We start from the raw sequence: 20971 nt of genomic DNA, 5'->3' as shown, positions 1-20971 counted from the left end.
GGGGTCGCGGGTTCGAGTCCCGTCCGCTCCGCCAACACATTAAAGCCTCGTCATGCGACGAGGCTTTTTTGTTTCTGTAGCACTTAAAAAAACCTAATGCTCATTAGCTGTCCCTGCAAATGTTACCTATTCACGACGCTTGCAAGGCGTCAATACAGCAGTAATTGCTGTTATCCATACCGCGATCACCTCAGCATGCCGTCACATACTGCTGCTGTAATGCAATCAATTATCAATCTGCGTGGTTCATCAGCCGCTTAGCTACATATTTGTAATCAATGCCTCCTTAATTTAGCGTGTTGTAAGTAACACTGACATATATCAATAATCCCGATAAATCATTTCCATAGAATACTCTGGTCGATATTGCCATTGGGGGGCAGCTGTTGACAGTGGCGACTTAGCGCCTGAACTGTAAAGGGATAACGGAGTATGAATCAGTTTGTCATTGCTAATTCGCGTGACTGTTTGGGGTGTCGTGCTTGTGAAGTCGCTTGTGTGTTGTCTCATAACGATGGCAGCTTTCCCGTCTCTGAGGCGTTGTTTCAACCGCGCATTCATGTGTTAAGGCATGAACGTGGTGCGACGGCCTTAGCTTGTCATCATTGTGAAGACGCGCCTTGTGTTAACGCTTGTGCGGTTGCGGCAATAACTTATAGCAATGGCGCCGTACAACTCAAGCAAGCGGAATGCATTGGCTGCCGTAACTGCGTTATTGCCTGCCCATTTGGGGCGGTAGAGATGGTCGAGTCAGTCGCACAACCATTGTTAGCGCAGAAGTGCGATTTATGTGTTCATGACACTTCTGGCCCTGCGTGTGTTGCTGCTTGCCCAACTGGGTCGTTGTCGGTGCTCAATAATGCCGATTTAGCGCAGCTACGGCGGGCGAAACAGCTGAATACCACAAGTGGTCGAGTTACACCTGCAACAGGCCGTTTTGGTGTATTACATCCCCAGATGAATTCGTTAGCGCTTCGACCCCGGCAGATGGCAGCTAAGGCGCCATTGACTGCACGCCAGCAGAGTTTCGTTGAGACCTACCAACCGCTTACAGCTACTCAGGTAGTTGAGCAAGCATCGCGCTGTTTAAGTTGCAGTGATAAGCCGTACTGCCAATGGCGTTGTCCGTTACATAATCAGATCCCTGATTGGTTACAGCTTGCTGCTGCGGGTGATGTTATTGGTGCCGCAACTTTATCTAATCGCACGAGTTCACTACCGGAGATCTGTGGTCGCGTATGTCCACAGGATAAGCTGTGTGAAGGTGGTTGTACGCTTAAGCCGAGCCATGGTGCGGTCACTATTGGTAACATTGAGCGCTACATCAATGACCAGGCGCTGGCGTTAGGCTGGCGTCCAGAACAACATGATGTCGAGCGCAGTGGGCACCGTGTCGCAATCATTGGTGCTGGTCCCGCTGGTTTGGGGTGTGCTGATGTACTTTTGCGTCATGGTGTGCAGCCGATTGTGTTTGAACGCCAACCTGAGATTGGTGGCATGCTCACCTTTGGTATTCCGTCATTTAAATTGGCAAAAACGGTGGTGCAGCAACGGCGTGAGCTGTTTAGTGAGATGGGCATCGAGTTCCGCTTAAACACTGAGATTGGTACAGATGTCAGTATTGACCAGCTACTAGAAGAATTTGATGCGGTGTTTGTGGGGGCAGGCACCTATCAATCTATTCCTGCTGGCTTGGATAACGAGCAAGCTAATGGTGTGTATGAGGCGTTAGTGTATCTTACCGCCAACACCAAACATCTTATGGGTTTGCCGCAGTTGCAACATGAGCCTTATATCAACTTGGCTGATCAACGGGTGATTGTGCTAGGTGGTGGCGATACTGCGATGGATTGCTTACGGACGGCACGGCGTCAACAGGCAGCTAGTGTCACTTGTGCTTATCGGCGTGATGAAGCGAATATGCCAGGCTCAACCAAAGAGGTGGCTAACGCCAAAGAGGAAGGTGCAGAGTTTCTGTTTAACGTACAACCAACGTCGATTCTATGTGATGACCACGGCCACCTTCGGGCCGTGCAGTTTGTCAGAACGGCGCTTGGCGAGGCCGATGCCTCCGGTCGCCGCCGCCCCCAAGTGCTGGTAGGTTCTGAATTTGAGCTAGCGGCCGATGCCTTGATTATCGCGTTTGGCTTTAGTGCCCATTCGATGCCGTGGTTGGAAACTGCAGGTGTTGAACTCAATCGTTGGGGCTTGATTGAAGCCAAACTCACTAGTCGCTATCCGCTACAAACCTCGCATCCTAAGATCTTTGCCGGTGGTGATATAGTTCGAGGCGCTGACTTAGTCGTGACCGCTATGGCGGATGGTCGTTTGGCGGCAAAGGGGATTGTTGCTTCGTTGGGGTTATAACCCGCAGTAACCATGTTAAAAAAGCGTCTGCAATACAGGCGCTTTTGTCGTTTATAGCGCAAGCTAAAAAGTCATCATCTCATACCTTTTTTGCGCCATTTGGCGTACCCTCTATAAGCAATATCGATTAAACGCAGGAGCATGAATGAAGCTGGAAATGATTTGTACCGGAGAAGAGGTGCTGTCCGGTCAGATAGTCGATACCAATGCAGCATGGTTCGCTAATGTCATGATGGAACATGGCATTGAAGTTCAGCGCCGTGTCACCGTCGGCGACCGCGTGGAAGATCTGGTTGCCGTATTTCAAGAACGTAGTCAACATGCGGATATTATTCTGGTTAACGGTGGTTTGGGGCCAACGTCAGATGATCTTTCCGCAGAGGCGATGGCCAAGGCCAAAGGTGAACCTTTGGTGGAAAATAAACAGTGGCGTGAGCATTTGGAACAATGGTTTAGCCAGAATAATCGGGTGATGTCGGCCAATAACCTCAAACAAGCGTGGTTACCGCAGTCAGCCATTATGGTGGATAACCCCGTCGGCACCGCTTGTGGTTTTCGCGTTAAGCTCAACCGCGCATGGTTGTTTTTCACCCCCGGTGTACCGTTCGAGTTAAAGCATATGGTTCGCGAGCAGTTCTTACCGTTTGTACAGCAAGAGTTTGGTATTAATGCTCATGTGGCACTGAACAAGATCTTGACCTTCGGTCATGGTGAATCCTTGCTGGCATCCAAGCTGGAGCCATTGACCATCCCTGCTGGTATTACTCTCGGTTACCGCTCCTCAATGCCGCATATTGAGATTAAGCTGTTTGCTCGCGGCGATGCGGCTATTGCGCAGTTGCCAGCGATCACTGAGCAAGTGAAATCCGTATTGGGTGCTGCCGTTGTTGCGGAAAATAAACCTACGTTAGCGGAAGAGATCCATTCCAAACTGTACCGCTCTGGCAAAACCTTAGCGACCGCCGAGTCATGTACGGGCGGCTTGATCACCAGTCAGCTGGTAGCGTTTCCGGGTAGCTCCAGTTACTTGCATCATGGGTTAGTGACTTACTCCAATGAAAGCAAAGTTAAAGTGCTTGGGGTGCAGCCGCAAACTTTAGATGATTTCGGCGCGGTGTCGATTCCGGTGGTGGAAGAGATGGCCAAAGGGGCGCGAGAGCTGTTAGATAGTGCTTTTGCTTTAGCGACCAGCGGTATTGCGGGGCCTGATGGCGGCACCGAAGAAAAGCCCGTCGGTACGGTAGCTATTGCATTAGCAACACGTAATGCGGTGTATAGTCAGATGGTAAAAATCTCGGGGCGCTCGCGCGAATTAGTCCGTTCCCTTAGCGCTGCAGTCGCGTATGACATGTTGCGTCGTGAGTTGAATGACGAAGCGGTGATTGTCGATTACAGCTCGATTAAACGTTATCCCAAGTAACTTCATCCATAATGAAAAAGGGCTCAATTGAGCCCTTTTTGCTATTTGAACAGTAGAATCAGTTGTCCCGGTTCCACCTTGATACTTTTCGTCATTGACGCGATTTTTGCCTCAGTGGCTTGGTTGCTATCCAACACGTAAATCGGTTGATTTTGTAACAGTACCTTGGCCTGATTAGCAAACTCACGTGCCACCGGACTAATCAGTGTTTGCAGTTTCTCTGGCGTTAACTGCACATCTTCCACCTGCATATCATCCAGATACAAACCGTGATTGCTGGGTTGATAGCGCGGCTTGGCGTTAAACTTTGCCACCATAGTGGCAGACAGTGGAAACAGTGGTGTCTTAATGATTAACGCTGCAGTGGCTTTCACTGAAATCCGCTCTGGTTGTTCACCGAGAGATACCTCCAGTGACTTAACCCCTGATTCAATCCGCATTTCGCCGCTATCCAGCTGGAAGTGCTTCACCACTTTGTCATTAAGATACTGCTGAACTTGCTGTTCAGACACGCTGTACTGGCTAGCACACCCGCCTAGCCAGTACAGCAGCGGTAATAAAAGTAACCGTTTGATCAACCTGTATTCCTCATGCCGGCGGCAACACCGGCGATAGTTAACATCAGTGCCAGCTCTAGTTTAGCACTGGGTTGAGTCTCCTTGCGAGTACGGCCGAGCAGCTCGGCTTGCAGGAAGTTTAATGGGTCGATGTACGGGTTACGCAGCTGAATAGATTCACGATTCCATGGATTGTGAGACATCAGATATTCGCTACCTGTGAGGCGGCTGACTACATCAATCCCTAGCTGTAAGCGATCGATCAGCTTTTTGCCCAAATGGTGCAGCTCTGTTGGCACTAAACATTTCTCATAATAACGGGCGAGGTTAGGTTCTGCTTTGGCAAACACCATCTCCATCATTGAGATACGTGTGGTGAAAAATGGCCACTGCTGTTCCATCTCTTTCAGTAGCGTTTCTTCACCGCGGTCAATCGCTTGTTGCAGAGATTCACCGGCACCGAGCCAAGCTGGCAGCATTAGACGGTTCTGCGACCAAGCGAAAATCCAAGGGATCGCCCGCAGGCTCTCAATGCCGCCGTCCACTTTACGTTTTGCTGGGCGACTGCCGAGTGGCAATTTGCCCAGCTCGATCTCGGGGGTCGCGGCCCGGAAATAGGGCACAAAGTCTGGCTCATTACGCACCACATCGCGATAGGCGGCTACTGAGTCCGCCGCAACACGGTCCATACAATCGCGCCACTCAGCTTTAGGTTCTGGCGGTGGTAACAAGGTGGCTTCCATCACGGCCGAGGTGTACAGCGCCAGCGATTGAATAGCGACTTTTGGCAAGCCGAACTTAAAGCGGATCATCTCGCCCTGTTCGGTCACGCGGATACGGCCTGCGACTGAGCCCGGAGGCTGGGACAAAATTGCATCATGCGCCGGCGCGCCACCACGGCCAACGGTGCCGCCGCGGCCATGGAACAGTACTAATTTAACGCCAGCTGCTTTACACACGGCTACCAGCTGATCTTGTGCTTTGTACTGCGCCCAGCCAGCAGCCATCACGCCTGCGTCTTTCGCTGAGTCTGAGTAACCAATCATCACCTCTTGCATACCGTGGGTGTAATCTCGGTACCACTCGATGCTGAGCAGTTGCTGCATTACATCCGACGCATTGGTGAGGTCTTCCAATGTTTCAAATAACGGCACCACGCGAATAGGATGTTTGCAGCCGCATTTTTTCAGTAGCAATTGCACCGCCAATACATCAGACGGGGTGCTCGCCATGGATATCACGTATGAACCTAAGGCTCGTGGTGGCTGGGCGGCAATTAACTTGAAGGTTGACCACACTTCGTTGACGTCATCCGATGGCTTCCACGTGTTAGGAATGAGTGGGCGACGGCCTCGCAGCTCTTTGAGTAGGAAGGTTTGTTTCTCTTCTTCACTCCAACTGGCGTAATCCCCCATCTCTAAATACTGGGTTAGTTCACTGAGTACTTCTGTGTGGCGGCTGGAATCTTGACGAATATCCAATCGCAGCATGTGAATACCGAAGCAAGCAATGCGGCGCAGCATATCTAGCAGTAAGCCGTTGGCAATCAGGCGCATGCCGCAGTCATACAAGCTGGTATACAGCATCATTAATGGTTTTTTCAGGTCATCTTCGTGCCAGATAATACTGGTGAAATCCACTTCTGGTCGGTGGCCTTCAATGCGTGCATTGAGATAGTCGATAGTGTTGCGTAGTTTTTGCCGAAGATCGCGCAGTACCACGCGGTAAGGCTCAGGGCTGTTGTTGGTGTAAGCCAACAGCTCATCGTTGGCCTTGGTCATCGACAGTTCATCCACCAATAGCACTATATCCTTAAGGTGTAAGCGCGCTGCGGCATGGCGGTTTCGGTCAAGCACCTCTTCGGTGACTTTAGCGGTAACAAACGGGTTGCCGTCACGGTCACCGCCCATCCAGCTAGAGAAGCGCACGGGGGCGAAGTCAGTGGGTAATTGCTCGCCGGTGCGGTCTTGCACTCGGTCATTAAGCTGACGCAGAAAATCGGGAATCGCTTGCCACAGTGATGCTTCAATAGTGGATAGTCCCCAGCGAGCTTCATCAACGGGCGTTGGCCGCTGTTCGCGGATTTCGTTGGTATGCCAAATTTGGGCAATCAATTGGCGCAGACGCAGATGCAACTGTGTGGTTTCCCGCTCACTTAGCTGGGTGTTCTCTAACGCGGCTAAGCAGTCCACAATGGCCGCGTATTTGTAGATCAGCGTGCGGCGCGAAATCTCAGTTGGGTGGGCGGTCAATACCAGATCGATATCGAGGTTGAGTAAACAGTCCATCATTTGCTGCTGATCGACCGCACCATCATCTAACATTTTGCCCAGCAGTTGCTCCACTGGATCTGGCACGCATACCATTTCATCGCAGTTGCGGCTAATGGTATGAAACTGTTCTGCAATGTTGGCTAAGTTGAGGAATTGGTTGAAGGCTTTGGCAACGGGCACCAGTTGATCATCTGGTAGCGCGGTGAGTAACTGCAGCATCTGTTCGCCTGCAGCGGTGTCACCTTGACGTGATTGCTTCGCTAGCAGTCGAATCTGCTCCACCTTATCTAGAAATGATTCACCTAGATCGGTACTCATAGTTTCACCCAGCATCTGACCTAACATACCGACGTTAGCTCTTAGCGGTGCATACATATCTGCCATTTATTGCGTACTCCATTCTGGTGTTAGGCATCGGCCAAACTGAACCATGCACAATACCCATCCTTTTACCTATTGGTCAATATGTAATACAAATGTGACAGCTGCGATTATGAATTCTTCAGTTATTTGCATTTGGTTTGCATATTTAGCGTTTTTGCCGCGTGAGCACCGCCATAATGGTGTTGTGGCCCAATGTGTCTGCCACGTTAAGCACTTTGGCATCGCTTGTGTTGTCGTTGCTCACTAGCCGTTGTGTGAGCTCACTGGCAAATTATTCGACAGTTGGCCAAAAAATCATTATATAAATATTCACATATATTGCATAGATAAACGATTGTGGTAATCTTGCACCCAATTCTGACGTATGTGAATCTCTGTCATCTGGCGCGGCCATGCTTGCCGCCATCGCGATGCTCACGGTTCTCCAAAAATAATAGCTGCGAATAATCCTAGTGGCGTTAAACTAAACAGCGTGCAGTTTTATTGGGCAGTACTATGCTGCCCATTTTTATTGATCAGATAACGATGCGAGTGCGATGAAAAATATTGCCATTATCGGTGCTAGTGGTTACACCGGCGCCCAAATTACCGCCCTTATTCAAGCTGAAGCAGGACTCTCCGTTCAGGGGCTGTATGTATCGGAAAACAGTCTTGACCAAGGTAAGCCTTTGGCCGAGCTGTACCCTGTTTATCAGCAAGTGAAGCATAGCTTGCAACCCTTAACCGCCGCAGCCAAAGCGGCGATTGTGAATGAAGCTGATGCCGTAGTGTTAGCTACTGAGCACGTGATCAGCTTAGAACTTGCTGCCTATTTTTATCAGCAAGGGTTAGCGGTATTTGATTTGAGCGGTGCCTATCGTTTTAGCGATGCTGCGCAATATCCAAAATGGTATGGCTTTGAGCATAACCAGCCGGAAGTATTAGCACAGGCGGTGTATGGTTTAGCGGAGTGGAATGCTGACGCCGTGGCTAAAACGCGCATGATTGCGGTGCCTGGTTGTTACCCAACAGCATCATTAACCGCGCTAAAACCATTGAAGCCATTTTTGACCGACGCTTATCCCGTGATCAACGCCGTCAGCGGTGTGACTGGTGCTGGTCGTAAAGCGCAACTGCATACCAGTTTTTGTGAAGTGTCATTAACGCCATATGGCGTATTGGGGCATCGTCATCAACCCGAGATTGCGACTCAGTTGGGGCAGGAAGTGATCTTCACCCCGCATCTTGGCAACTTCAAACGTGGCATTTTGGCCACGATTACAGTGCAACTCAAATCCGGTACCACCACTGAACAAATCAGTGCCGCTTATGGGGTATACGATAATTCTGACATCGTTAAAGTTATGCATAACCGTTTCCCGAAAGTGGACGACGTAGTGCTCACACCTAACTGTATCCTCGGTTGGAAATACGATGAGCAAAGCGGTTATCTGGTGGTGTCTAGTGCCATCGACAATTTAATGAAAGGTGCAGCGAGCCAAGCTTTGCAATGCATAAAGATTCACTACCAATTGGCTTAATGTGACCCATAAGGAGATTGTAATGAGCACAAATGAAACCGTATTGGTATTGAAGGTGGGCGGTGCATTAATGCAAAGCCCAGAAGGCCTGCAAGGTTTGATGAAAACGGCGGCCAACATGGTCAATGCCGGCCGCAAAGTGGTGTTGGTACACGGTGGTGGTTATCTGGTTGATGAACAGCTGCAAGCCAACGGCATGGTGTCAGAAAAAGTCGATGGCCTGCGGGTGAGCCCGAAAGAACATATGCCGATTGTGGTAGGCGCATTAGCTGGCACCTCCAACAAAGTATTGCAAGGGGCTGCGACCGCTGCCGGCGCCACGGTAGTCGGCCTGAGCTTGGCCGATGGCAATCTGGTTGAGGCCAGCATTAAAGATCCTCGCCTCGGCATGGTGGGGCAGGTCGCACCTAAAGATGGCACTTATTTGAAATTTATTTTATCGCAAGGCTGGTTGCCGATTGTCAGCTCGATAGCGATGACCACTGATGGCGAACTACTCAACGTGAATGCTGATGATGCGGCCACTGTATTGGCTAAATTAGTGCATGGTCAGTTGATCTTGTTGTCGGATGTACCTGGGGTACTCGATGGCAACGGACAACTGTTGAATAGTTTGAATCGCACACAGATTGCTGAGCTTGTCGCACAAGGCGTTATTGCCAAAGGCATGAAGGTGAAAGTGGAGGCTGCCTTGGAGGTAGCCGAACAGATGGGGCAACCAGTTCAGGTTGCTTCATGGCGAGATGCAGCCCAGTTAGCTGCGCTGGCCCGGGGAGAGCACATCGGCACGCAAATACAACCATAGAAAGGACGAATTATGAAGCACCTGTTGTCTCTGAAAGAACTGAGCCAATCGCAATTGTTAGCGTTACTTGAGCTAGCAAAAAAGATTAAAGCCGCACCTGAGGAATACCGCACCGCGCTGGATGGCAAAAGTGTGGTGATGCTGTTTGAAAAGCCCTCGCTGCGTACTCGCGTCAGCTTTGATATCGGAATCAACAAGCTGGGTGGCCACTGTGTCTACATGGATCAGCAAAACGGTGCTTTAGGCAAACGTGAGTCAGTAGCGGATTTTGCCGGCAATATCTCGCAATGGGCGGATGGGATTGTGGCGCGTACCTTTAGCCATGTGACCGTTGAAGAACTCGCCGAGTACGGTTCAGTGCCAGTGATCAATGCGCTATCTGACTTATATCACCCCTGCCAAGCATTGGCCGATTTTCTCACCTTGTATGAAAACGAAGGTGATCTGAAAAACGTCAAATTGGCCTACATGGGTGATGGCAACAATGTGACGCATTCACTGATGCTGGGGGCTGCGGTACTCGGCATGCAGATGACGGTTATCTGCCCTGAAGGCCATTTCCCAGATGGCTTTGTCGTGACCCAAGCGCAACAGCTAGCAGCGGCTTATGGTGGCAGTTTGCTGCTGACCTCAGATGTCGCCGCGCTAGAGGAAGTTGATGCGGTCTACACCGACACATGGATCTCAATGGGTGATAGCACCAAGCTTTCAGATATCGCCGCCAAATTTGGGCAATACCAAGTAACGCGCGAGCTGATGGATAAATATCAAGTAAAATACTTCATGCACTGCCTTCCAGCCCACCGCGGCGTCGAAGTCACCAATGAAGTGATGGATGGTGAAGGCTCGCTGATCCTTCAGCAAGCTCAAAACCGCATGCATGCGCAAAATGCGGTACTGGTAACTCTATTAAGTTGATGGCTGCGGCCTTGGAATTCAGGAAATAATCATGTCTATCGCAAAAGCAAATACTCAAGTAAAGAAAGTCGTATTGGCATATTCCGGCGGCTTGGATACCTCGGCGATTATCCCGTGGCTGAAAGAAACCTATAACAACTGCGAAATCGTCGCGTTTTGTGCCGACGTGGGTCAAGGTGCAGAAGAACTGGTGGGCTTGGAAGAAAAAGCCCTCGCTTCTGGCGCATCAGAATGCTACATCGTCGATTTGAAAGAAGAGTTGGTGAAAGACTACATCTACCCAACCATCGCCACTGGTGCGGTATACGAAGGCACTTACCTGCTGGGTACCTCAATGGCTCGTCCAATTATTGCCAAAGCGCAAGTGGAAGTTGCCCGTAAAGTCGGCGCAGATGCACTGTGTCATGGTTGTACCGGTAAAGGTAATGACCAAGTGCGTTTCGAAGGCTGTTTTGCCGCTTTGGCGCCAGATCTGACCGTGATCGCCCCATGGCGTGAATGGACCATGGAAAGCCGTGAAGATCTGCTGTCTTACTTGGCAGAACGCAATATCAAAACCACCGCATCAGCCACCAAAATCTACAGCCGTGATGCCAACGCATGGCACATCTCTACCGAAGGCGGTGAGTTAGAAAGCACATGGAACGAACCTTCTAAAGCGGTGTGGACTTGGACAGCTGAGCCAGAAGATGCACCTAATAAAGCTGAATATGTGACGCTGAAAGTAGAAAACTGCCGCGTTATTGAAGTTAACGGCGAAGCGCTGTCACCTTACGGCGTGCTGCTGAAACTCAACGAAATTGCTGCACCACACGGTGTTGGCCGTGTCGATATTACCGAAAACCGTTTGGTCGGCATGAAGTCTCGCGGTTGTTATGAAACCCCTGGGGGTACCGTCATGATGGCGGCACTGCGTGCTATCGAAGAGTTAGTGCTGGATAAACCAAGCCGCTCATGGCGTGAACAGATTGCCGGTCAAATGTCGCACTTGGTGTATGACGGCCGCTGGTTCACCCCATTGTGTGAATCGCTGGTGGCGGCATCAGAAGCTTTAGCGAAAGACGTCAACGGTGAAGTGGTACTGAAGCTTTATAAAGGCCAAGTTACCGCCGTTAAGAAACAATCACCTAACAGCTTATATTCTGAAGCATTTGCCACCTTTGGTGCCGACAATGTTTACGACCAGAAACATGCTGAAGGCTTTATCCGTCTGTACTCACTGGCCAGCCGCATCCGCGCACTGAACAGCCAAAAGTAAGCGAGTAAAGCGCAAGGGCGCCGCGGCGCCCTTTTTTATTGAACCGAATACGAGGGATTTATCATGGCGTTATGGGGTGGCAGATTCAGCGGTCCTAGCAGCGAGCTGTTTCAACTCTTCAATGACTCTTTGCCAGTGGATTATCGGCTGGTAGAGCAAGACATTCAGGGCTCAGTCGCATGGGCGAGCGCGATTGCGAGCGTAGGCATTCTAACGAGCGATGAACTTGTCGCTTTGCATAAAGCGTTAGCAGAATTGCTTGATGAAGTGCGTGCCGAGCCAGCGCAAATTGTTGCCTCCGGCGCAGAAGATATTCACAGTTTTGTCGAGCAAAAGCTGATTGAGAAAGTGGGTGACCTCGGTAAGAAACTGCACACTGGCCGCTCGCGTAACGACCAAGTGGCGACCGACTTAAAGCTGTGGTGCAAAGAGGAAGGCGCCGCAGTGCTTGAGTTGCTGCAAGGCTTACGGCAAGAGATGCTGGCCGTTGCTGAACGCGAAGTCGACGCAGTGATGCCGGGCTACACCCATTTGCAACGTGCGCAACCGGTCACTTTTGGCCACTGGGCGTTGGCTTATGTGGAGATGTTTGAGCGCGATATTTCGCGCCTTGAAGACACCGTGAACCGCCTCAACACTTGCCCTCTCGGCAGTGGCGCATTGGCGGGTACGGCGTATCCGATTGACCGTTATGCGCTGGCTCAAAGCCTTAACTTTGCCGCGCCAACCTTGAATAGCTTGGATAGCGTATCGGACCGTGACCACGTGGTCGAGCTGTGTTCCAACGCCTCGATTAGCATGATGCACTTGAGCCGCATGGCCGAAGATATGATCTTCTTTAACTCCGGCGAAGCGAACTTTATTGAGTTGGCGGATAACGTCACTTCTGGCTCATCCTTGATGCCACAGAAGAAAAACCCCGATGCGCTGGAACTTATCCGTGGTAAAGCGGGACGGGTTTATGGTTCGCTGGTGGGCATTCTCACCACCATGAAAGCGCTGCCACTGGCGTACAACAAAGATATGCAGGAAGACAAAGAAGGGCTGTTTGATGTGATCGACAGCTGGAGCTTGTGTCTAAAAATGGCAGCTTTGGTGCTAGAAGGCGTGCAAGTTAATCGCGACAACGCCCGTACCGCAGCACAACAAGGTTATGCTAACGCGACGGAATTGGCTGATTACTTAGTCAGTAAAGGCATGCCATTCCGCGAAGCGCACCATGTGGTGGGGGAAGTGGTGGTGCAAGCGATCAATGAAGGTAAGGCGATTGAGGAGTTGCCGCTGGCACAGTTGCAAGGTTTTGCCGCGGTGATTGCTGACGATGTTTATTCGAACCTGACCATTGAAGCTTGTTTGGAAAAACGTGATGTGCTGGGTGGCACAGCAGTTAACCAAGTGAAAGCTGCAATTGCTGCTAAAAAATAGTAGGGCTACGCTGCACCGCTTTCAAAAACGTTTGATACGTGTCGTCATGAGCTAGCGCTGGACTGCACAATAAAAAGCACGCTACCAAAGCGTGCTTTTTTGTTATGAGCCAATCATTGATGCTATTCGTTGGCGGCGACCACGGCCTCGCTGGCTTCATCGCGTTTAATACGGTAGGTGTACAAGGTCTGCAGCAGTTTATCTTCTAGCGCGAAGCGAGTTTCCATCGTGTCACCCAACTGGGCTAAGTCTTGGTCAAGCGCTAGCAACATGTCATCGTTTTCGGCGTTAGAGTAGGTATCAATAAAGTCGAGCAGGCTGTCGGTAGTTTCGAGTACCTCCGGCATGAGCCGATCAGTAATCGCAGAACCTTCAGGGAAGGAGTGCATAATATGGTTGATGATACGGAAATGACATTCCGAGATGTAATCCACCATATGATCACAAAAAATATGCACCTGCTGCAGCCCAGGTAAGGACTTTTCTGCAGCACCGCGCGGCGATAATCCAGCGAGCTTGAAGTATTGGATGAGCAGTTCTCGACGGGTTTGCAACCAACGGTCGATCAGGCGGCTTTCTCCACCCCATTTTTCTTCGGCTTGAGCGAGTTTTTTCAGCATATTGAGACTCCTTACCGCCTTGATAAATTAAATTTAGGCGAGTTCGACTCACCTTGGCAATCTTTCTTGACTCATCGGACGACTTGATGACACTACTACGCCAGTTTGTTTGCGTCATGACAACAAGAAAATAAAAAGCCCAGCGGCAGATAACTACAGCTGGGCGAGGAAATTTTTTAACGGGCTCGATGTGACGAGCTTCTTGATTGTTCTTGCTAGCGCAGAATTTTTATACCAAAGCGAGGGAACTGGTGCAACTGTTTTTGGTCTTAAGTGGGCTTAGTATGTGTCACTTTCCGCTATTTTATTTCAGTCCGTGATCTGCCATTCAAAACCATTCATTGTGTTAAATTTCATCGAATTGGAATATTCATGGTTGATGGTCACAGAAATACGGTGTTTCGGGTTACATTAGCGCAGCAAATGCTAAACTAGCGCCCCAGCACAACCAACCCAAAGCAACTCAAGGGACAGCCAAATGGCAGAATTGAAGAATGATCGTTATTTGCGTGCACTGCTGAAGCAACCAGTGGACGTAACGCCTGTATGGATGATGCGCCAAGCTGGCCGTTATCTCCCAGAATATAAAGCAACGCGTGCGCAAGCGGGTGACTTTATGTCACTGTGCCGTAACGCTGATCTGGCGTGTGAAGTGACTCTGCAACCTCTACGTCGTTATGACTTAGATGCGGCGATTCTGTTTTCCGACATTCTGACTGTGCCTGACGCTATGGGTTTAGGCTTGTTCTTTGAAGCGGGCGAAGGCCCACGCTTTGAACGTAAAGCTAATACTATCGATACCATCAAGGCGTTGCCAATCCCAGATCCAGAAGATGAACTCGGTTATGTGATGAAGGCCGTAAGCACTATTCGTCGTGAGCTGAACGGCGCTGTGCCATTGATTGGTTTCTCTGGTTCTCCTTGGACCTTAGCCACATACATGGTGGAAGGCGGTTCAAGCAAAGCGTTTGAACAGATCAAACGTATGATGTACTCAGAGCCTGCCGCACTGCACATGCTGTTAGACAAGCTGGCCGATTCGGTGACCCTGTACCTGAATGCGCAAATCGCTAACGGTGCCCAAGCGGTGATGATCTTTGACTCATGGGGTGGCGCACTGTCGCACGCGGCTTATCGCGAATTCTCCCTGCGTTATATGCAGAAAATCATCAACGGTTTGACCCGTGAAGCCGAAGGCCGCCGTGTACCTGTGACTTTGTTCACCAAAGGTGGCGGTTTGTGGTTGGAAGCGATGGCAGAAACCGGTGCCGATGCTCTGGGTCTGGATTGGACTATCGACATCGCCGATGCTCGCCGTCGTGTGGGGGATAAAGTCGCGCTACAGGGCAATATGGACCCATCAGCGCTGTATGCACCTATCCCTCGCATCGAGCAGGAAGTAGCTAACATTTTGGAAAGCTACGGTGAAGGTACTGGCCACGTATTCAACTTGGGTCATGGTATTCACCAACACGTAGATCCAGAACATGCAGGAGCTTTCGTGAAGTCGGTACACGAGCTGTCACGTAAATATCATAAATAAGCATTAGTCTTGCATATCTGTAAAGCCTCCTTGTCGGAGGCTTTCTTATTTTTAAGCACTATTTTCGTGTTAGAGGTTCAATCTACTGCGCTAAATCAATAAAATATGCCCTGATTTTCGGCATGCTGTGCAGGTTTGATTAGCAAAGCATAATAAAAGGATTTTCTAGGATTTGTCCTAGGGCTAAGGTGGCCCGTCTTATCAGTGATATGGCGTTATCTTGTAGGCGGTACTGATGCAGTTGGTGGGCTCACTCTATGTTGTTTAGCGATAGAATTCGCATCTTTATCTTGGTGTTTTGTGTTCCGGCATTATTTGCCGTGAGCTACGGTTTACATCAATGGTTTGAATACCGGATAGAACATCAGCGGACACAAACACAAGCGCTAGAGAATCAGCGCATTGTTAATCATTTTGAAACCGACACACGTCGGCTGTTGTTATTGGCGCAACTGTACGCGACTAATACCGATGAGGTGCAACTGCAACCGCAGTGGCAAGTACCGCTAGAGCAGCGCGGCGTGCAGGTGTTCCATCTGCAAGATAATGCGTTAACGCAACTTGGTAACAGCGCTCCCATTAACAAGCCGCTGCAACACGCTATCCTGCAACTACACTCCCTTGGGCAATACGGTTTTGGTGCATCGTTACTCGATCAACTCCCGCTGGCAATCGGCTATCAACGTGTCGGCGATGATGACTATATTTTAATGGTGCGTCAGTTATCGGCCAGTTACTTTGCCAGCCTACGCCAAGGCGAACTAACCAATAGCATCACACTGCAAGAAGCCAACGGCGCCCAAGTACTAGGCACTGGCAACCAGCATGCTAGTCAAGTGGCGGTGACGTCGGTCTCTGGTGTGCCGTTAATGTTAGCCATTCAACATCAACCCGATTTGTTTGCTGCCATGGCGTGGCGTAATACTGCAATGGTTCTCGGTCTGTGTGTTGGTGGCTTATTAATTATATTGCTCGGCTATCTGTGGTTGCGGCGTTATCTACTCACGCCATTTGGCGCATTAATGCGCCAAATCAATACTATTGACCTTACGTCGGCGCAGATGACCTCGCTTAATGCAGTCGGCCCGCAAGAGTTTCATGCCTTAAGTGACAGTATCAATAGTTTGCTGACGGGCTTCTCACACCACCGTGCGCGCGCTCGAATTACCTTGGAAGCAATTGCCGAAGCGGTGATTGTGACCGACCGTCAGTCCGTGGTGACTTATATGAACCCACAGGCTGAGAAGCTGCTGCAGCTTGCAACGCCGCTAGAGAAGAGCACCACTGTGGGGAATTTGCTCAATATTGATAACAGCCTTGATGCTGAATTGCAGCAGTTTATGGCATCAGCGAGCCACTCGATTGAACATCGTAAAATGCGTTTGCAGTTGGAGCAGGCCAGCATTATTGATCGTTCGCTCACCAACTTGCGCGATCAGCAAGGTGAGGTGATTGGCTCGGTAATGGTGTTGCGTGACATCACCGCCGAGGAAAAGCTCAAGCTTGAATTAAGACGCCGTGCCAACAATGACGCAGCCACCGGTTTGCTCAATCGCCATGCGTTTGAGTGCCAACTTCCCAACTACATTAACCATGCTCGGTCTATTGCCGTGTGTTATCTCGATTTAGAGCAATTTAAATTGATTAACGATAACTGCGGCCATGTGGCCGGTGATCGTATGTTGGCGCTGGTAGCCAAAGCGATGACCAGCGTTATTGGCAAACAGGGGCTGCTTGCCCGCTTAGGTGGTGACGAATTTGGTTTGGTATTACGTGACATCTCCGCCGTCGCGGTAGCGCGTCTGCTAAAGCAAGTGGCGCAGCAAGTGGCAATGCAAGCGGTGCATCATGAAGGTGTGCACTATCGGGTGGGAGTAAGCATCGGCGTGGCGTTTTATCATGGTCATCAGCCTGAAACTCATGAGTTGCTGAAAGATGCCGATATTGCTTGTATCGCCGCTAAACGCAAAGGCTCCAATAAAATCCATTTCTATGATCGACATGATCAACAGCTGAGTTACGAGCGTAACGCGCCAAAGTGGGCGCATCGCATTACTCAAGCGATTGAAACCCAAGAGTTGATGCTGTACTTCCAACCGATACGATCGCTCAATGGCATCAGTAAACGCCAGCGACTAGAGATCTTATTGCGCATTAAAGGCGAGCAAGGCCGAGTGCTACCGCCTGCGCAGTTTATTGCAGCGGCTGAGCGGTTTAAATTGATGCCTGATGTCGATAAAGAGGTGATCCGTAAAGCGTTTGAGTGGTTGTCACAACATCGTGAAGTCATCGGCACTATCTCACTGTCGATCAACCTTTCAGCCAACAGTTTAGGGGCTGACGGTATGATGGAATACATTGCTGATCAGCAGTTGATGTTTGATGTGCCGAGCAGCTGTATCTGTTTTGAAATCACCGAAACTAGTGCGATTCAAAACCGCCAAAAAGCGATGCAGATGTTACAACAGTTGCGCCAAATGGGCTTCGCCTTTGCCTTGGATGATTTTGGCAGCGGCTTTGCGTCTTATGGCTATTTGCGTGAGCTGCCAGTGGATTATGTTAAAATTGATGGCTGCTTCGTGCGCCAAATCGCCACCAATGCGCGTGACTTTGCCATTGTGAAATCGATCCACGATGTATGTGGCATTATGGGCGTCGAAACCGTGGCGGAATTTGTTGAGAGCAGTGAGATCATCGACAAGCTCAATGAGATTGGTATCAACTATGCCCAAGGCTATGCCATTGGACGTCCTAAACCGCTGGAGCAATATCAGCATGGGTTGCGGGTGGTTGGTGCCAATGTGAGTCAACTGCGAGGTCAGGCGGTTAACCAATAACCGTTGACGAACGCTAGCAAATAAAAACGGCGCATGAGGCGCCGTTTTTGATTGTGCGATTTACGCCGTGCGTAGGTTATTTACCTTGCTCACGGGCAATCGCGCGATAGCCGATATCAGTACGGAAGTAGACATCATCCCAGTGGATTTCATCAACCAGCGCGTACGCGGCTTTTTGTGCTTCCGTGACGGTGTTACCCAGCGCGGTGGCGCACAGTACGCGACCGCCAGCGGTGACGACATGTTCACCATCTAGCTTAGTGCCGGCATGGAACACTTTGGCGTTGGTATCACCGAGTGACAAACCATCAATCACATCGCCTTTGCGGTATGCATCAGGATAGCCACCGGCAGCCAATACTACGCCCACTGCGGCGCGTGCATCGTATTCCGCAGTCACTTTATCCAGCTCGCCTTTACAGCCAGCCAAACACAGTTTCACTAAGTCTGATTGCAGACGCATCATGATCGGTTGGGTTTCTGGATCGCCAAAGCGGCAGTTGTATTCCAATACTTTGGCGGTGCCATCTGGCGCAATCATCAAACCGGCATATAAAAAGCCAGTGTAAACGTTGCCTTCAGCGGCCATGCCGTCCACGGTTGGGCGGATCACATTTGCCACCACCCAATCGTGGATTTCTTGCGTGACCACTGGCGCTGGCGAGTATGCGCCCATGCCACCAGTATTCGGGCCGTTGTCGGCGTTATCACGGGCTTTATGGTCTTGGCTGGTGGCCATTGGCAGAATATTCTTGCCATCGACCATCACGATAAAGCTGGCTTCTTCGCCTTTGAGGAACTCTTCGATCACTACGCGCGAACCCGCATCACCAAACTTGTTGCCTGCCAGCATGTCATCAATAGCAGCATCGGCTTCAGCTTGGTTTTGCGCGATGATCACGCCTTTACCAGCGGCTAGGCCGTCAGCTTTGATCACCACTGGAAAGCCAGTTTCAGCCGCCAACTCGGCGGCATAAGCTTTGGCAGGAGCGATTTCTGTTAGGTTTTTGTAGGCCGCAGTCGGAATATTGTGGCGTGCCAAAAAGTCTTTGGTAAACGCTTTAGAGCCTTCCAGCTGTGCAGCGGCTTGGGTTGGGCCAAAGATGTTTAACCCAGCGGCGCGGAATGCGTCTACCACGCCGATAACCAATGGCGCTTCCGGACCAACAATGGTCAGCTCGACCGCATTTTCTTGCGCAAATGCCAGCAAGGCAGGCACGTCAATCGCGCTGATGTCGATGTTTTGCAGTTTTGGCTCGTGGGCAGTACCGGCGTTACCTGGCGCCACGAATACGACTTCAACATCGCCGTTTTGTGCGGCTTTCCACGCGAGGGCGTGTTCACGACCGCCACCACCAATAACAAGAACTTTCATAGAGTTATCCCTTCGCTGAAACGGCAGCGCTACGGCGCTGCCAGCAAAATCTTAGTGACGGAAGTGGCGCATGCCAGTGAATACCATCGCCATACCTGCTTCGTCCGCAGCGGCAATGACTTCATCATCACGGATTGAACCACCCGGTTGGATGATACAGCTAATGCCAGCCGCAGCGGCAGCGTCGATACCATCGCGGAACGGGAAGAAGGCATCAGACGCCATTACAGACCCCTCAACCACTAAACCTTCATCAGCGGCTTTAATACCGGCGATTTTCGCACTGTAAACGCGGCTCATTTGGCCTGCGCCCACGCCGATGGTCATGCCATCTTTCGCGTAAACAATCGCGTTAGATTTAACGAACTTAGCCACTTTCCAGCAGAACAGCAGATCTTTCAGTTCTTCAGCCGTTGGTTGGCGTTTTGATACTACTTTCAGATCAGCTTCGGTGATAACACCTTGGTCGCGGTCTTGCACCAGCATGCCGCCGTTAACGCGTTTGTAATCGAAGCTAGTGGTTTTTTCAGCCCATTGGCCACATTCCAGCAAACGTACGTTAGCTTTCTTGGCAACCACTTCGCGTGCTTCAGCGCTTACTACGGGCGCGATGATCACTTCCACGAATTGACGTTCAACAATCGCCGCTGCGGTTTTGCCATCCAACTCGCGGTTGAAGGCGATAATGCCGCCAAAGGCTGAAGTTGGGTCTGTTTTAAAAGCGCGTTCGTACGCAGCGAAGATGTCGCTATCAACTGCTACACCACATGGGTTAGCGTGTTTGACGATAACGCAGGCAGGTTCAGCAAATTCTTTAACGCATTCCAGCGCCGCATCGGTATCAGCGATGTTGTTGTAAGACAGCGCTTTGCCTTGCAGTTGGGTGGCGGTGGCTACTGATGCTTCATCAGCGTTCAGGTCAACATAAAACGCCGCATCTTGGTGGCTGTTTTCGCCATAACGCAGATCTTGTTTTTTCAGCAACTGAGTGTTGTAAGTGCGCGGGAATTTAGAGTCTTCTGTGCACTCCGCATCGCTGTGCGCTGGCACCATAGTGCCGAAGTAGTTGGCGATCATGCCATCGTACGCAGCAGTGTGCTCGTAAGCGGCAATCGCTAAATCGAAACGGGTATTGTAGGTAGTAGAGCCAGCGTTGGCCGCCATTTCTGCCAACACTTTGTCGTAGTCAGCCGCGTTCACCACGATGGTGACATCTTTATGGTTTTTTGCTGCGGCACGCACCATGGTTGGGCCGCCGATATCGATGTTCTCGATAGCGTCTGCCAAAGTGCAATCAGGTTTCGCTACCGTTGCCGCAAATGGGTACAAGTTAACTGCTACCAGATCGATAGGGCTGATGTTGTTGTCTGCCATTACCTGCTCATCCATGCCGCGGCGGGCAAGAATGCCACCGTGTACTTTCGGATGCAGGGTTTTAACGCGACCATCCATGATTTCTGGGTGACCGGTGTAGTCGGAAACTTCGACAACCGGGATGCCGTTGTCTGCCAACAGACGTGCAGTACCACCGGTGGATAGCAGTTCAACACCTTGCGCATGCAGGGCCTGAGCAAATTCCAAGATTCCGGTTTTATCAGATACGCTCAGCAGGGCGCGACGAATAGGTCTGGCATTATTCATTTTGGGTACAGTTTTCCAGTTTTAGTTT

At 50.5% G+C, this 20971-nt stretch carries 14 protein-coding genes and 1 pseudogene; 10 read left to right on the top strand and 5 right to left on the bottom strand.

The window, feature by feature from the left end; genetic code table 11:
• Positions 1-432: 432 nt before the first annotated feature.
• The 3 genes and pseudogenes from ACN0TT_RS16765 to ACN0TT_RS16755 form a co-directional block, all read left to right on the top strand.
• Positions 433-840, top strand: a pseudogene (locus tag ACN0TT_RS16765) (4Fe-4S dicluster domain-containing protein); the annotation flags it as partial.
• 117 nt (positions 841-957) lie between these two features.
• Positions 958-2367: an FAD-dependent oxidoreductase gene (locus ACN0TT_RS16760; protein WP_417763293.1), complete on the top strand. Its 1410-nt coding sequence runs from the start codon at positions 958-960 to the stop codon at positions 2365-2367.
• 145 nt (positions 2368-2512) lie between these two features.
• On the top strand, positions 2513-3787 hold the full coding sequence (locus ACN0TT_RS16755) for a CinA family nicotinamide mononucleotide deamidase-related protein (protein WP_417763292.1): 1275 nt from the start codon (positions 2513-2515) through the stop codon (positions 3785-3787).
• Between the two features lie 41 nt (positions 3788-3828).
• Here ACN0TT_RS16755 and ACN0TT_RS16750 read toward each other — a convergent pair whose 3' ends face one another.
• Positions 3829-4365, bottom strand: coding sequence for a DUF1439 domain-containing protein (locus tag ACN0TT_RS16750; RefSeq protein WP_417763291.1), 537 nt, complete (start codon positions 4363-4365; stop codon positions 3829-3831).
• Entirely contained in the window at positions 4362-7001 is a 2640-nt protein-coding gene (gene ppc / locus ACN0TT_RS16745) for a phosphoenolpyruvate carboxylase (protein ID WP_417763290.1), read from the bottom strand. The genes ACN0TT_RS16750 and ppc overlap by 4 nt, the downstream gene beginning before the upstream one ends.
• A 536-nt stretch (positions 7002-7537) precedes the next feature.
• Here ppc and argC point away from each other — a divergent pair.
• From argC to argH, 5 genes are all read left to right on the top strand, one after another.
• Entirely contained in the window at positions 7538-8521 is a 984-nt protein-coding gene (argC, locus tag ACN0TT_RS16740; protein ID WP_417763289.1) for an N-acetyl-gamma-glutamyl-phosphate reductase, read from the top strand.
• Between the two features lie 22 nt (positions 8522-8543).
• Positions 8544-9326 carry an acetylglutamate kinase gene (argB, locus tag ACN0TT_RS16735; RefSeq protein WP_417763288.1) on the top strand — a complete coding sequence of 261 codons (783 nt, stop codon included), beginning with the start codon at positions 8544-8546 and terminating at the stop codon, positions 9324-9326.
• Positions 9327-9338: 12 nt separating this feature from the next.
• Complete coding sequence (locus ACN0TT_RS16730) at positions 9339-10244, top strand: ornithine carbamoyltransferase (protein WP_417763287.1); 906 nt, start codon at positions 9339-9341, stop codon at positions 10242-10244.
• Positions 10245-10275: 31 nt separating this feature from the next.
• On the top strand, positions 10276-11502 hold the full coding sequence (locus ACN0TT_RS16725) for an argininosuccinate synthase (RefSeq protein WP_417763286.1): 1227 nt from the start codon (positions 10276-10278) through the stop codon (positions 11500-11502).
• A gap of 63 nt (positions 11503-11565) precedes the next feature.
• The gene (gene argH, locus ACN0TT_RS16720; RefSeq protein WP_417763285.1) at positions 11566-12927 is read left to right on the top strand and encodes an argininosuccinate lyase; all 1362 of its coding nucleotides are present in this window, start codon (positions 11566-11568) and stop codon (positions 12925-12927) included.
• 122 nt (positions 12928-13049) lie between these two features.
• On the opposite strand, the gene rsd is transcribed toward argH, so the two are convergent.
• Positions 13050-13547, bottom strand: a complete 498-nt coding sequence (gene rsd / locus ACN0TT_RS16715; protein ID WP_417763284.1) for a sigma D regulator — start codon at positions 13545-13547, stop codon at positions 13050-13052.
• A 478-nt stretch (positions 13548-14025) separates the two neighbouring features.
• Here rsd and hemE point away from each other — a divergent pair, with 478 nt between their 5' ends.
• Both hemE and ACN0TT_RS16705 read left to right on the top strand, forming a co-directional pair.
• Positions 14026-15090 (top strand): uroporphyrinogen decarboxylase, encoded by a 1065-nt coding sequence (gene hemE, locus ACN0TT_RS16710; protein WP_417763283.1) that lies wholly within the window; start codon positions 14026-14028, stop codon positions 15088-15090.
• Between the two features lie 257 nt (positions 15091-15347).
• Positions 15348-17927, top strand: a complete 2580-nt coding sequence (locus ACN0TT_RS16705) for a putative bifunctional diguanylate cyclase/phosphodiesterase (RefSeq protein WP_417763282.1) — start codon at positions 15348-15350, stop codon at positions 17925-17927.
• Positions 17928-18003: 76 nt separating this feature from the next.
• Here ACN0TT_RS16705 and purD read toward each other — a convergent pair whose 3' ends face one another.
• Together purD and purH are read right to left on the bottom strand one after the other, a co-directional pair.
• Positions 18004-19302, bottom strand: a complete 1299-nt coding sequence (gene purD, locus ACN0TT_RS16700; RefSeq protein WP_417763281.1) for a phosphoribosylamine--glycine ligase — start codon at positions 19300-19302, stop codon at positions 18004-18006.
• Between the two features lie 51 nt (positions 19303-19353).
• Complete coding sequence (purH, locus tag ACN0TT_RS16695) at positions 19354-20943, bottom strand: bifunctional phosphoribosylaminoimidazolecarboxamide formyltransferase/IMP cyclohydrolase (RefSeq protein WP_417763280.1); 1590 nt, start codon at positions 20941-20943, stop codon at positions 19354-19356.
• Positions 20944-20971 lie beyond the last annotated feature (28 nt).

This window comes from Shewanella sp. (assembly GCF_048265805.1).
In the GTDB taxonomy this organism is placed as follows: domain Bacteria; phylum Pseudomonadota; class Gammaproteobacteria; order Enterobacterales; family Shewanellaceae; genus Shewanella.
This window is presented reverse-complemented; position numbering and strand designations above follow the sequence as displayed.

Bases quoted from the DNA above. Each gene is read 5' to 3' on its own strand.
- argH (WP_417763285.1), top strand. From the start codon at position 11,566: ATGGCGTTATGGGGTGGCAGATTCAGCGGTCCTAGCAGCGAGCTGTTT.
- rsd (WP_417763284.1), bottom strand. From the start codon at position 13,547: ATGCTGAAAAAACTCGCTCAAGCCGAAGAAAAATGGGGTGGAGAAAGC.
- argC (WP_417763289.1), top strand. From the start codon at position 7,538: ATGAAAAATATTGCCATTATCGGTGCTAGTGGTTACACCGGCGCCCAA.
- ACN0TT_RS16755 (WP_417763292.1), top strand. From the start codon at position 2,513: ATGAAGCTGGAAATGATTTGTACCGGAGAAGAGGTGCTGTCCGGTCAG.
- ppc (WP_417763290.1), bottom strand. From the start codon at position 7,001: ATGGCAGATATGTATGCACCGCTAAGAGCTAACGTCGGTATGTTAGGT.
- hemE (WP_417763283.1), top strand. From the start codon at position 14,026: ATGGCAGAATTGAAGAATGATCGTTATTTGCGTGCACTGCTGAAGCAA.
- ACN0TT_RS16730 (WP_417763287.1), top strand. From the start codon at position 9,339: ATGAAGCACCTGTTGTCTCTGAAAGAACTGAGCCAATCGCAATTGTTA.
- ACN0TT_RS16725 (WP_417763286.1), top strand. From the start codon at position 10,276: ATGTCTATCGCAAAAGCAAATACTCAAGTAAAGAAAGTCGTATTGGCA.
- ACN0TT_RS16705 (WP_417763282.1), top strand. From the start codon at position 15,348: ATGTTGTTTAGCGATAGAATTCGCATCTTTATCTTGGTGTTTTGTGTT.
- argB (WP_417763288.1), top strand. From the start codon at position 8,544: ATGAGCACAAATGAAACCGTATTGGTATTGAAGGTGGGCGGTGCATTA.
- purH (WP_417763280.1), bottom strand. From the start codon at position 20,943: ATGAATAATGCCAGACCTATTCGTCGCGCCCTGCTGAGCGTATCTGAT.
- ACN0TT_RS16760 (WP_417763293.1), top strand. From the start codon at position 958: ATGAATTCGTTAGCGCTTCGACCCCGGCAGATGGCAGCTAAGGCGCCA.
- purD (WP_417763281.1), bottom strand. From the start codon at position 19,302: ATGAAAGTTCTTGTTATTGGTGGTGGCGGTCGTGAACACGCCCTCGCG.